The sequence below is a fragment of the Pseudarthrobacter sp. efr-133-R2A-89 genome, assembly GCF_030209315.1.
In the GTDB taxonomy this organism is placed as follows: Bacteria; Actinomycetota; Actinomycetes; order Actinomycetales; family Micrococcaceae; genus Arthrobacter.
This window is the reverse complement of sequence record NZ_JARVSE010000002.1, coordinates 579,952-592,533: the sequence shown is the minus strand read 5'-3', so window position 1 is coordinate 592,533 and position 12,582 is coordinate 579,952. Positions and strand designations below refer to the sequence as shown.

At 66.9% G+C, this 12,582-nt stretch carries 11 protein-coding genes; 7 read left to right on the top strand and 4 right to left on the bottom strand.

The genetic code is table 11. The annotated features are described in order from the left end of the window. Positions 1 to 75: 75 nt before the first annotated feature. The 3 genes from pstA to pstS form a co-directional block, all read right to left on the bottom strand. Positions 76 to 1,188: a phosphate ABC transporter permease PstA gene (gene pstA, locus QRM95_RS05480; protein ID WP_285246803.1), complete on the bottom strand. Its 1,113-nt coding sequence runs from the start codon at positions 1,186 to 1,188 to the stop codon at positions 76 to 78. Continuing rightward, a complete protein-coding gene (gene pstC, locus QRM95_RS05475; RefSeq protein WP_285246802.1) occupies positions 1,189 to 2,121 on the bottom strand; it encodes a phosphate ABC transporter permease subunit PstC in 933 nt (310 codons plus the stop codon). It lies immediately after the preceding gene. A 104-nt stretch (positions 2,122 to 2,225) separates the two neighbouring features. Beyond that, a complete protein-coding gene (gene pstS / locus QRM95_RS05470; protein WP_285246801.1) occupies positions 2,226 to 3,347 on the bottom strand; it encodes a phosphate ABC transporter substrate-binding protein PstS in 1,122 nt (373 codons plus the stop codon). Between the two features lie 251 nt (positions 3,348 to 3,598). Here pstS and QRM95_RS05465 point away from each other — a divergent pair, with 251 nt between their 5' ends. The 3 genes from QRM95_RS05465 to QRM95_RS05455 all read left to right on the top strand — a co-directional run bounded on the left by QRM95_RS05465 (position 3,599) and on the right by QRM95_RS05455 (position 8,010). Next, positions 3,599 to 4,726, top strand: a complete 1,128-nt coding sequence (locus tag QRM95_RS05465) for an FUSC family protein (protein ID WP_285246800.1) — start codon at positions 3,599 to 3,601, stop codon at positions 4,724 to 4,726. A 110-nt stretch (positions 4,727 to 4,836) separates the two neighbouring features. Beyond that, complete coding sequence (radA, locus tag QRM95_RS05460; RefSeq protein WP_285246799.1) at positions 4,837 to 6,210, top strand: DNA repair protein RadA; 1,374 nt, start codon at positions 4,837 to 4,839, stop codon at positions 6,208 to 6,210. 111 nt (positions 6,211 to 6,321) lie between these two features. Further along, positions 6,322 to 8,010, top strand: coding sequence for a sensor histidine kinase (locus QRM95_RS05455; protein WP_285246798.1), 1,689 nt, complete (start codon positions 6,322 to 6,324; stop codon positions 8,008 to 8,010). A 17-nt stretch (positions 8,011 to 8,027) separates the two neighbouring features. On the opposite strand, the gene QRM95_RS05450 is transcribed toward QRM95_RS05455, so the two are convergent. Continuing rightward, positions 8,028 to 8,267: a hypothetical protein gene (locus QRM95_RS05450; RefSeq protein WP_285246797.1), complete on the bottom strand. Its 240-nt coding sequence runs from the start codon at positions 8,265 to 8,267 to the stop codon at positions 8,028 to 8,030. 116 nt (positions 8,268 to 8,383) lie between these two features. On the opposite strand from QRM95_RS05450, the gene QRM95_RS05445 reads away from it, so the two are divergent. The 4 genes from QRM95_RS05445 (at position 8,384) to QRM95_RS05430 (ending at position 12,581) form a co-directional block, all read left to right on the top strand. After that, a complete protein-coding gene (locus QRM95_RS05445; RefSeq protein WP_285246796.1) occupies positions 8,384 to 8,872 on the top strand; it encodes an NUDIX hydrolase in 489 nt (162 codons plus the stop codon). Positions 8,873 to 8,977: 105 nt separating this feature from the next. Continuing rightward, on the top strand, positions 8,978 to 9,862 hold the full coding sequence (locus QRM95_RS05440) for a LysR family transcriptional regulator (RefSeq protein WP_285246795.1): 885 nt from the start codon (positions 8,978 to 8,980) through the stop codon (positions 9,860 to 9,862). A gap of 152 nt (positions 9,863 to 10,014) precedes the next feature. After that, the gene (gene kdgD / locus QRM95_RS05435; RefSeq protein ID WP_285246794.1) at positions 10,015 to 10,929 is read left to right on the top strand and encodes a 5-dehydro-4-deoxyglucarate dehydratase; all 915 of its coding nucleotides are present in this window, start codon (positions 10,015 to 10,017) and stop codon (positions 10,927 to 10,929) included. A gap of 38 nt (positions 10,930 to 10,967) precedes the next feature. Next, positions 10,968 to 12,581 carry an aldehyde dehydrogenase (NADP(+)) gene (locus tag QRM95_RS05430; protein ID WP_285246793.1) on the top strand — a complete coding sequence of 538 codons (1,614 nt, stop codon included), beginning with the start codon at positions 10,968 to 10,970 and terminating at the stop codon, positions 12,579 to 12,581. The last annotated feature ends 1 nt before the right edge of the window (position 12,582 follow it).

Genomic DNA, 12,582 nt, shown 5'->3' with positions numbered 1-12,582 from the left:
TTCCTTCACTTACTGGGTATGGGTTGAAGTCTAGGATCCGCCGCTGCGGGACGGAAGGCCGGGCCGGGGGCCTGGTTACCGGCCGGTCTTGGGAGCGAAGATCCTGGCGATCAGGCGGGCCACCAGGTTCAGGACCATGACCAGGATGATCAGCACCAGCGCCGCTCCCCAGGCACGCTGCGAGGACGGATCCGGGTTCGATGGCGAGGTGGGGTTCAGGATCTGGGTGTAGATGAAGGTGGGCAGTGATGCCATCCACCCGCCGAACACATTGGAGTTGATGCTCGTGGCAAAGCCCGCGGTGACCAGGATGGGCGCCGTCTCGCCGATGACCCGGGCGATCGCCAGGGTGACGCCGGACGCGATGCCGGAAATCGCGGTCGGGATGACCACTTTGAGGATGGTCCGCCACTTGCGCACGCCCAAAGCGTAGGCGGCCTCGCGCAGTTCGTTGGGGACGATCTTGAGCATTTCCTCGCTGGAGCGGACCACCACGGGGATCATCAGGACGGAAAGGGCGACGGCGGCCACCGCACCGGTCTTGGTGCCCGGGCCCACCACCACGAAGAAGAATGCGGCGGCGAAGAGGCCGGCCACGATGGATGGGATGCCGGTCATGACGTCCACGAAGAACGTGATGGCCTTGGCCAGGCGGCCGTCGTGGCCGTACTCCACCAGGTAGATGGCCGTGAGCAGCCCCACGGGTACGGAAATCACCGTGGCAAGCAGGGTGATCTGCACGGTGCCCAGGATCGCGTGGTAGATGCCGCCCATGACCGGGCCGCCGCTCTCCACGGCTTTGTTGTCGAACGCGCCCGTAACGCCGTTCATGGAAGTGGTGAGGAAGCCGGGGTCCACAAGTCCGGGAATGCCGTTCACCAGCACCGTCCAGATCACCGAAACCAGCGGCAGGAGAGCCACCAGGAACGAGCCAACCACCAGGCAGGTGGCCAGCTTGTCCTTGGCCCTGCGGGAACCTTCCACCGCTGCGCTCCAGGAGACCAGTCCGATGGCGAAGAGGATGGCCGAGACCACGCCCCAGCCGAACGCATTGAAGCCGATCAGGGCAAGGATGGCTGCGCCGACGATCAACGCCGCAGCAAGGACGGCGTATGGGGCGTACTTGGGCAGCTGGCCCTTGGTGAGCGCGGACCGCTTGCTGCGGACCGGGGTAAGGGTGGAGGTCATTTAGTTGGCTCCCGAGAATTCTTTGTGCCGGGTGATGACCCAGCGGGCGATCATGTTCACGGCCAGGGTGATGACGAACAGGACCAGGCCGGCGGCGATCAGGGTACTGACCTTGATGCCGCTGGCTTCCGGGAAGTTCAGGGCGATCTCGGCGGCGATGGTCTGGTTGCCGGACTGGATCAGGCTGGCGGTCAGGGCGCCGGAGGACAGGACCAGCGCAACGGCCATGGTTTCGCCCAGTGCGCGGCCCAGCCCCAGCATGACCGCGCTGATGATGCCCGGGCGGGCGAAGGGCAGCACGGCCATCTTGATCATTTCCCAGCGGGTGGCGCCGAGGGCGAGTGCGGCCTCCTCATGCAACTTGGGGGTCTGCAGGAAGATCTCGCGGGACAGCGAGGTGATGATCGGCAGGACCATGACCGCCAGGACGATGCCCGCGGTGAGGATGGTCTTGCCGGTGGTGGAGGCCGGGCCCTGGAAGATGGGGAGCCATCCCATGTTCTCCGCAAGCCACCCGTAGGCGGGCGAGATCTGCTTGGCCAGGAACGCTGCGCCCCAGGCGCCATAGACCACGGAAGGGATCGCTGCGAGCAGGTCCACGACGTAGCCGAGGCCCGAGGCCAGGCTGCGTGGCGCGAAGTGCGAGATGAACAGCGCCACTCCGATGGCGACGGGCGTGGCGATCACCAGCGCGATGACGGCGGCGATGAGGGTTCCGATCACAATGGGCCAGATGTAGGCGAAGAAGCCCTGTCCGCCCTGGATCTTGTCGGCGGGTGCGGTCAGCGCGGGAATTGCCTGGACCACCAGGAAGAGTGCGACGCCGAAGAGGACGGCAAGGATCAGGCAGCCGGCGGCCAGCGCGGCCCCGGAGAAGACTTTATCCCCGGTGCGTCCGGCGCCCTGTGAACTGGTCAGGGAGGTGGCGGTCATTCGACGGCCCTTCGATTCGTTGCTGGATTAAGGAAGCAGGGTGCAAAGCCAAGTTCCCCGCACTGCCTTCCGGCAGGCGGGGAACCCGGTTTTTGCGGCGCTGGTTAGGACTTGACCTTGATCGAGTCGATGGCCTTGACGGCCTTGGCTGCGAGGTCGGAGGACAGCGGAGCGGACTTGGCCGAGTCCGCGGCGGCCTTCTGGCCCTCAGCGGAAACTACGTAGTGCTCGAATGCCTTGACCAGGTCAACGGTCTCCTGCTTGTCGTACGTGGTGCACAGGACGTGGAAGGACACCAGGACGATCGGGTAGGCGCCGGCGATGGTGGTCTTGCGGTCCAGCTTGATGGAGAGGTCGTTGGCGGCGCGGCCGTCAACGGGCTTGCCGGCGTCCACTGCCTTGGCGGCGGCATCCGCGGAGATCTTGGTGAAGGAATCGCCCACCTTGATCTGGGCTACGCCCAGCTTGCCGCTCACGGCGGAGTCATCGGCGTAGGTCACGGCGCCGGGGGTGTCCGTGACGGTCTTGACCACGCCGGAAGTGCCCTTGGCGTTCTCGCCCTGGAGGCTGGCGGGCCAGACACCGGCGGCCTTGTCGGTCCAGACGTCGGAGGCTGCGGCGGACAGGTAGTCCGTGAAGTTCTGGGTGGTGCCGGAGTCATCGGAGCGGTTCACCGGGGTGACCTTGAGGTCGGGCAGCGAGACGCCCGCGTTCAGGGCGGCGATCGCGGGGTCGTTCCACTTGGCGATCTGGCCGCGGAAGATCTTGGCGACGGTGGTGGCGTCCAGCTTCAGGTCGGTGACACCGGGAACGTTGAAGGCCACGGCGATCGGGGAGATGTAGACCGGGACGTTGATGGCGCCGTCGGGGCCGCACACGGACTTGGAGGAGGCGTATTCGTCATCCTTCAGGTAGGCATCCGAACCGGCGAACTGGGCCGAGCCGTCGAGGATTGCCTTGCGGCCGGCACCGGAGCCGTCCGGGGAGTACTGCACGCTGGCGCCGGAGTTGGCGGAGGCGAAGTTCGTCTTCCATGCGTCCATGGCCGCACCTTGCGCGGAGGAGCCGATGCCGGTCAGCGTGCCGGTGACCTTGGGGCCGGAGGAAGCCTGGTTGCCTGCAGGCGCGGTGCCCGTGGCGTTGTCTGAACCGCAGGCGGACAGCGCGAGTGCGCCCGCAGCGATAACAGCGATAGCCGCGTGGCGGCCGAAGCGAAGTGCCTTCACTAGATGTACCCCTTCCAGGGTTATTCAGGTGCGGGACAGGGACGGAGAACCCTGCTGCGCGATGCGTACGTTGTGTACCTTCAAGAAAGTTATGGGCCGCAGGTAACGGGATGGGCTGTCCAAAGTGAACGGATGATTAACGACGGCGGGATATTGGCTGACAAATGCCGGGTCACCATTGCGCAGATCACACGCGCAGCCGTAGTGGAGCCGTGCCCGGCAGTGGACGGGCACTGAATAGACTTGTCCGCATGGCCATCCCAGCAGGACTCTCAGCAAGCCGGCGGTTCCTGCGCACCCGCATCCGGACCGGGCTGATCCGCAGCCGCAACTCCTTCGTGCCAGCCATCCAGATGACCGTCTGCGCCGTGGGCGCCTACGCTTTCGCGGAGTACGTGCTGGGCCATTCCGGCCCCCTGTTCGCCGCCACGTCCTCGCTGATCGCCCTGGGATTCTCGCGTGAGCCGCGGCTGCGCAGGGTGATGGAGGTGGGGCTTGGCTGCACCATCGGCATCGCCGTGGGCGATTTGCTCCTGCACTGGCTGGGCGGCGAAATCTGGGTGGCCGCCGTCGTGCTTCTCTTCTCCATCCTGCTGGCCCGGTTCCTGGACAGCGGAAACATCTTCACCACCCAGTTGGCACTCCAGTCGCTGCTGGTGGTGCTGCTGCCGGCGCCGTCCGGTGGCCCGTTCACCCGAAGTATCGACGCCGTGGTGGGGGGCTTGTGCGCGCTGCTGGTGACCATCCTGGTGCCCAAGGATCCCCGCCGTGAGCCGCGGCGTGACGTCCAGAAGCTGCTGCATGAACTGGCCGAAGTCCTGCGTGAATGCGCGGGTGCGCTGGTGAACAGCGATTCCACGCAGGCGTGGCACGCACTGATCCGCGGCAGGAACTGCCAGCCCCTGGTGGATGCCATGCGCCAGTCCCTGCGGGCGTCCGGGGAGGTGGCCACGCTGGCGCCGGCCTACCGGCGGCACCGCGACGAACTGGACCGGCTGAAGCAATCGCTGGACTTCATCGACCTGGCGCTGCGGAACAGCCGCGTCTTCGCGCGGCGGCTGACCAGTGCCATCAACCACACCGCGCTCTCGGACGAGGCCACGGACAGCATCGCAGGAGTGCTCCAGGAGACCGCTGCCGCGATTGACGAGCTCTCGCTGGGCCTGGCGGAAACGCACGACGGCGTCCGGCGCGCCCACCTGCGCACGGCCCGGCGAGACCTCAGTGAAATCGCGCTGCGGCTGCACCCGAAGCTGCTGGAGGTCCAGCGGCTGGAGGGCGAAACGGTGGTCATGCTGTTCCGCCCCCTCATGGTGGACCTGCTGGAGGCAACAGGAATGGACGCAGCGGAGGCCCGGGACATCCTGCCCGCGCTGTAAGAACCGGTGGTTGGGCCCGGGCCCACGGCCGGGCCTGCGGGGTCAGGGGGCGGGCGGGAACGAAACACGCGTTGACGCTGGTGTCAGTGCCCGCCACTAGGGTTGAACCCATGGCAACAAAGACTTCCCGGGCATCAAAAGCGCCCGCCTATAAATGCGCCGAATGCGGCTGGACCACCGCCAAATGGGTGGGCCGTTGCGGCGAGTGCCAGGCGTGGGGCACCGTTGAGGAAACCGGCACCGCGGTGGCCCGGACCACGGCCGCCACAACGGTGTTGGAGCCGGCGCGCCGCATCGCGGACGTGGACGCCACCACGGCGGCGTTCCTGCCCACCGGCGTGGACGAGCTGGACCGCGTCCTGGGCGGCGGACTGGTTCCCGGCGCCGTGATCCTGCTGGCGGGCGAACCCGGCGTGGGCAAGTCGACGCTGCTCCTGGACGTGGCCGCCAAGTTCGCCCGGACAGCCCAGGACGTCCTCTACGTCACCGGGGAAGAGTCGGCGGCGCAGGTGAAGCTGCGCGCGGAGCGGATCGACGCCGTCGCGGAATCCCTGTACCTGTCCGCGGAGACGGACTTGGGCCAGGCGCTGGGCCAGGTGGAACAAATTGAACCGCGGCTGCTGATCGTGGACTCCGTGCAGACTCTCAGCAGTGCAGACGTGGATGGCAGCGCCGGCGGCGTTTCCCAGGTGCGCGAGGTGGCGGCATCCATCATTGCCGCGGCCAAGCGGCGGAACATGACCACTTTGCTGGTGGGGCACGTCACCAAGGACGGTTCGATCGCCGGGCCGCGGCTCCTGGAACACCTGGTGGACGTGGTGTGCCAGTTCGAGGGCGAGCGGCACTCCCGGCTGCGGATGCTGCGCGCCGTGAAGAACCGGTATGGCCCCACCGATGACGTGGGCTGCTTCGACCTCAATGAAAATGGAATCGAGGGCCTCGCCGATCCCAGCGGGCTGTTCGTCAGCCGCACCAAGGACCCGGTTTCGGGCACCTGCATCACCGTCACCATGGAGGGGCGGCGCCCCCTGCTCGCCGAGGTTCAGTCACTCTTGGCCGAAAGTCCCAACTCGCAGCCGCGCCGGGCCACCAGCGGCTTGGACAGTTCACGGGTGTCAATGCTGCTGGCGGTACTGCAGCAGCGCGCCGGAACCATGCTGCACAAGGACGATTCCTACGTCGCCACCGTTGGCGGCGTCAAGCTCAGCGAACCGGCCACGGACCTCGCCGTGGCCCTCGCCGTAGCATCGGCGAAGGCCCGCAAACCGCTGCCCATCCGGCTGGTTGCTTTCGGCGAGGTGGGATTGGCAGGCGAGGTCCGTCCGGTACCGGGGATCAACCAGCGCATCCAGGAGGCCCACCGGCTGGGATTCACGCATGCTGTGGTGCCCGCCAGCCACACGGGGCCCGGTCCTGTGCCCGCCGGCTTCTCAGTCCGGGAAGTGGAACACCTGACGGAGGCGCTGAGCCTTTTGATCGGATGACCGCATGCCAATAAACCCGGCGCCCACCGTGAGAACCTGCATTCACCCGGGTACTGTTGCTGCAGGACCTTCTTGCAAACGGGGGCATAATATTTCTGTGCTGGGGGCAGCGTGGTGATCCGGGAAGCGCAGGGCACTACCGATGTGTTCGGCCAGGCGCGCAGTGCGCTGCCCGAACCAGTGGTGTCGGACCGGCTCGACGGGCTCTTCGGCGGCCTCAGCGCCCGCCAGCGGGTGATGGCCAGCCAACTGCCCGTCAGCCTGACCGTGGCACTGGTCGTGGTGGCGGCGGCCATGTTCAGCCCATGGACCTTGGCGGACAGCAGGTTCCTGAACGCATTGCTGTTCCACCTGGCGATCGCCGCAGCGTGCATCGCCGTCCCCTGGGGCCGGCTCCCGTCCGGGGCATTCGCCGTCATCCCGCTTCTTGACTGCCTGGCCATCGGCTTCACCCGCGAGGCGGGGGGCCCGTCCTTCAGCGTCCTGAGCATGACGCTGGTGTTCCCCGTCATCTGGCTATCGGCCCAGGTCCGGCCGTACATGCCCGCCCTCGCGATTGCCGGGACCGTCCTCAGCACCGTGGTCCCGGCCGCAGCGCTTGGGTCGCCGCCGGCTGCCGGCTCGATGATCCGTGTCCTCATCCTCCCCCTGGTCATGTCCGTCATGGCCGTAACCGCGCACGTGGTGGCCACCACCATCCGCCGGCACCGGACCAAGCTGATGGACAGCGAGTACCACCTGGGCCGGACGCTGGACGAAAGCGTCCGGCGCCAGAACCTGCTTGATGCAGTACTCGGCGCCGTGGGCGTGGGCGTGTGGGTGGTGGACCGCAACGGCAACACTGTGCTGACGAACAAGACCCTGCAGTCCGATCCTGCCCTGGCCGGCCTTGTTGAACCAGGAGGCGGGAATACCCAACTGCTGGCGGCAGACCGCACCACCTGCGTTCGGGCCGGGTCACGTCCTGCCGAGCGCGCGGCCGCCGGTGAGACTTTCATGGACGAGCTCTACTGGGCCGGACCCGAAGACAGCCAACGCGCGTACTCGGTAAGCTCGCACGGGTTTCCTGCCGCAGGCAGCCAGGAAGGCGGCGGGGTCATCACCTTCGCGGATGTGACCGACCTGATCAGCGCCCTGGCCGCCAAGGACGACTTCGTGGCCACCGTTTCGCACGAGCTGCGGACTCCCCTGACATCAATCCTCGGCTACCTGGAACTGGTCCTCGACGAGCCCGGCCACGACGATATCCGCGCAGAGTTGCTGGTGGTCCGGCGCAACGCTGACCATCTGATGGGCCTGGTGGACGACCTCATTGCCGTGGCCTCCGAGCGCGTGGAGCTGTGCCTGGAGGAGACGGACCTTGCCCAGCTGGTGACCCGTGCTGTGGACGCCGCACTGCCCCGCGCGGCGGGGAACGGCCTGAGCGTGAAGCTCGAGGTGGAACGGCCGCTCCCGGTGCGCGCCGATCCTGCCAGGATCAGCCAGGTCCTGCACAACCTGCTGTCCAACGCCGTCAAATACTCCCCGGACGGTGGGCTCATCACCGCCACCGCAGCCAGGACCGACGCCGGTCTGGTCTGTTCCATCACGGACACCGGCATGGGCATGAGCGACGAAGAGCAGGAACAGGCGTTTACCAAGTTCTTCCGCTCCGCACGCTCGCGGTCCACCGCCATACCGGGGGCAGGCCTGGGATTGCCGGTCAGCAAGACCATCGTGGAAGGCCACGGCGGATCGATCAGCCTGGCCAGCACACCCGGTGCCGGCACCAGCGCCACCTTCATCCTGCCGGAATCGTGAGCCGCCCGGGGCGGCGATCAGGAACCGGAGCCGGTCAACCAGTTCGAGACGTCACTGCGCAGCACCATAAGGGGCCCGCCGGTTGGGCTCACGTTGCCGTTTGCCACGTAGTAGCCGCGGCCCGATCCTGTTCCTCCGGCGGCGCGGTCCAGCGCCTCCACCAGGTGGCGCGGCAGGTGGCCTTGCGGACCAAGGCTGCGGAGTTCAGCAACTTCCTCCGGCGTAAGCCGTCCCAAAACCTCAGCAATATTGGCCATGACCGGGTCCCTTCGAGCAGAGTGCCTGAAGGAATAACCTAGGGCAGGGCCATGAATACCACGTTAACGGCGGACGGCGATTGAGCGTCATCAACAACAGCCGGGAAGGGACCCAAATGCCGGTTCGAAGTGCAGGCATCCTGCTGTACCAGCGGCATCAGGGCACCGCAGCCGGCCCCGGCGGTGGGCTGCAGGTGTGGATCGCCCACATGGGTGGCCCGTTCTGGAGCCGCAAGGACGCCCACGCCTGGTCCATCCCCAAAGGGGAGTACTCCGACGGCGAGGACGCCCTGTCCGCGGCGCTGCGCGAATTCGCCGAGGAAATGGGCGTCGCCGCCCCTGACGCCGGATACCGCCTGCTGGGTGAGTTCCGGCAGTCGTCGGGAAAAATCATTACCGTCTTCGCAGCCCAGGCCGGATTTGCACCTGAAGCCATCCGCAGCAACACCTTTCCCCTTGAATGGCCCAAGGGATCGGGAAAGATCCAGCACTACCCCGAGATCGACGACGCCCGCTGGTTCCCGGAGCAAGAGGCCCGGCTCAAACTCGTAAAAGGCCAGCTGCCCATCCTGGACGCGCTGCTCCGGGACCTTTCGCCGGCATAGGCGAGGGGGCTTAGAGCTGGTCCCTGGCCCAGCCCTGGTGGCGAGCGCAGACGCTGTGATGCCCGGCTAAGCTAAGTAGTCACCTTTTGATACCCGGAAGGCATCATGTTCACGTTCGACCAACTGGCCGGCTTCATCGCCGTAGCGGAGGAGCTGCACTTCGGCAGGGCAGCCGAGCGGCTGAACATGACGCAGCCACCCCTGAGCCGGCAGATCCAAAAGCTGGAGAAGATCGTCGGGGCAGAGCTGCTGGAGCGGGACAACCGCAAGGTGGAGCTCACCTCCGCCGGCCGGACGTTCCTGGACGAGGCCCGACGGCTCATGGCGCTGGCCGAACGCGCACCTGCAACGGCCCGCCGGATCGCTTCCGGCCGCTCGGGCGTGCTGCGGATCGGCTTCACGGCAGCCAGCGGCTTCAGCATTCTTGGCCCCGTGCTGGACGAGCTGTCACGCATCATCCCCGACGTCGATATCGAACTGCAGGAACTGGTCACCGGCGAGCAACTTGCGGGTCTGCTGACCGGCGAACTGGACCTGGGCCTCGGCCGCCCACCCTTCGACCAGGCCACCTTTGACTCGCGCCTGCTCTACCGGGAATCCATGGTGCTTGCCGTACCTGAAGGTCACCGGCTCTCACTCCTGGATCGGCCGGTCACCGCGGACGACCTCAACGACGAGCCGCTGATCATGCACTCCCCCACCCAGGCCCGATATTTCTACGACCTCGTGATCCGCATGTTCCCCGTCCGGCACGCCAACGTGGTGCATACGGTCAGCCAGATCCTCACCATGGTGTCCCTGGTGGCCGCAAAGCGCGGGCTGGCCTTCGTTCCGCACTCGGCCACCACGCTGGCCATAGACGGCGTCGGTTTCCTGCCACTGGCGGGCGGGAGCCGCGAGCCAGCGGAACTGCACGCCCTGTGGAACCGGCGGATCACCAACCCCGCGCTCTCCCGCCTGCTGCGGGACCTGGAATTCGCCGCGGAGTAACCTCCCGGGCCCGACGGAAGGCACTTGGCGTAAACTCACAATGCCTCAGAGGTATCAAAGCATCCAAAAAAGCACTTGGACAGGCATCAATAAGGGTCCCTAGGCTGGAGAAAACCATCCAGACCCGCCGCGGCAAAACACCGGAGGACCCCATGGCAAGGTACACACCCCAGGAACTGGCGGACACCCTCAAGGAAGGACTGCTGTCCTTTCCCGTCACCTCATTTGATGCAAACTTGGCGTTCGACGAGGAGAACTACCGCAAGCACCTCGCGTGGCAGGCAAGCTTCCCCGTGGCCGGTCTCTTCGCTGCGGGCGGCACCGGTGAAGGCTTCTCCCTCACCCCGGCCGAATCGGAACGTGTGGTGCGCACCGCCGTCGACGAAGTGGGAGCCCGGGTCCCCGTGCTGGCATCGGCCGGCGGGTCCACCGCCCAGGCCATCGAAAACGCCAAGGCGGCAGAAGCCGCCGGCGCAGAAGGCATCCTGCTGCTGCCGCCCTACCTGACCGAAGCGGACCAGGAAGGTCTGGCCGAGCACGTCAGTGCCGTCTGCCGCGCAACCTCGCTCGGCGTCATCATCTACAACCGCGCCAACGCCATCTACAAGGACACCACCGTGGCAACCCTGGCCGAACGGCACCAGAACCTGATCGGGTTCAAGGACGGTGTGGGAGACCTGGAACATGACGCCCGCGTCTACGCCAAGCTCGGTGACCGGCTCTTCTACCTGGGCGGCCTGCCCACCGCCGAAACCTTCGCCCTGCCCCTGCTGCAGCTGGGGATGAGCACCTACTCCAGTGCCATGTACAACTTCGTCCCGCAGTTCGCACTGGATTTCTACCAGGACGTCCGCAACAATGACCGCGCCGCCGTCAACAGGAAGCTCAACGAGTTCGTGATCCCCTACCTGGACATCCGCGACCGCGTGAAAGGCTACTCGGTGTCCATCGTGAAGGGCGGCCTGGACGCAATCGGCCGGTCGGCAGGGCCGGTGCGCACGCCGCTGCAGAACCTGGCTCCGCAGGACCTCGCGGACCTCAAAGCCCTGATCGCCACCGTTTCCTGAGAGACAAACAGCACCACTCCCACCACAGGAGGAAACCCATGAACCTCACCGGACATTCACTCATCGCCGGCAAGACGGTTGCCGGCGACGGCAAGACCACCAACGGCTTCGATCCCGCCACCAACCAGCCCCTGGAACCCGCCTATTCCCTGCTCACCGCGGATCAGCTCAAGGCCGCAACGGCAACAGCCGCCGAAGCGTTCCCGTCCTTTCGCGCCCTGGACCCGGAAACCCACGCCGCGTTCCTGGAAGCCGTCGCGGACAACATCGACGCCATCGGTGATGACCTCATCACCCGCGCCGGCCAGGAAACCGGGCTGCCCGCAGCCCGGCTCCAAGGCGAACGTGCCCGCACCACCGGCCAGCTGCGCCTGTTCGCCGGAGTGGTCCGCCAGGGCGACTTCCGTGGCGTCCGCATCGACCCCGCCATCCCGGACCGCACACCGCTCCCCCGCGCAGACATCCGCCAGCGGCAGATCCCGCTGGGTCCGGTGGCCGTGTTCGGCGCCAGCAACTTCCCGCTCGCCTTCTCGACGGCGGGCGGGGACACCGCTTCGGCCCTTGCCGCAGGATGCCCGGTCGTCTTCAAAGCCCACAACGCCCACCCCGGCACCAGCGAACTCGTCGGCCACGCCGTCACCAAAGCCGTCAAGGACCACGGCCTGCACCCCGGCGTGTTCTCGCTGATCTACGGCCCGGGCTCCAGCATCGGCCAGGCTCTTGTGGCAGACCCAGCCATCAAGGCCGTCGGGTTTACCGGATCCCAGTCCGCCGGCATCGCCCTGATGCGCACCGCCGCCGCCCGCCCGGAACCCATTCCGGTCTACGCGGAAATGTCGTCGCTGAACCCGGTCTTCGTGTTCGAGGGCGCCCTCGCCGGCAGCCCCGAAAGAGTCGACGCCCTGGCCCGGCAGTACGTCGCGTCCGTCACGGGCAGCTCAGGCCAGCTGTGCACCTCCCCCGGCCTGCTGTTCGCCCCCGCAGGCGAGCCGGGAGACAAACTCGCCGCCGCCGTCGGACGCGCCATCGCCACCAGCACCGGCCAGACCATGCTCACCGAAGGCATCGCCTCGTCCTGGAACACCGGAACCGAAGCGCTCAGCTCGGCCGCCGGCGTCGAACTCATCGGCCAGGGCACTCCCGGCCCCACCGAAAACGCTCCGGCACCGGCCATCTACGGCACCGGCGTGGACCAGTTCGCGGGCAACCCCATCCTGCACCAGGAAATCTTCGGCGCAGCGTCCCTGGTGATCCGCTACAAGAGCATCGAAGACCTGCTGCAGGCCGCCTCCCGGATAGAGGGCCAGCTCACCGCATCCCTGCAGCTCACCGAATCGGACTACCCGACGGCGGCACACCTGATCCCCGTCCTCGAACAAAAAGTGGGACGCATCATCGTCAACGGCTGGCCCACCGGAGTGGAAGTAGGCCACGCCATGGTCCACGGCGGCCCCTTCCCCGCCACGTCCGACACCCGCACCACCTCAGTGGGAACCCTGGCCATCAACCGCTTCCTGCGCCCGGTGGCCTACCAGGACCTGCCCCAGGAACTGCTCCCCGAGGCATTGCAGGACACCAACCCCTGGCACCTGAACCGGCGCATCAACGGCGAGGTCACCCCCGCCGAAGCGGCCGCCGCGCTGGGCGCGTAGC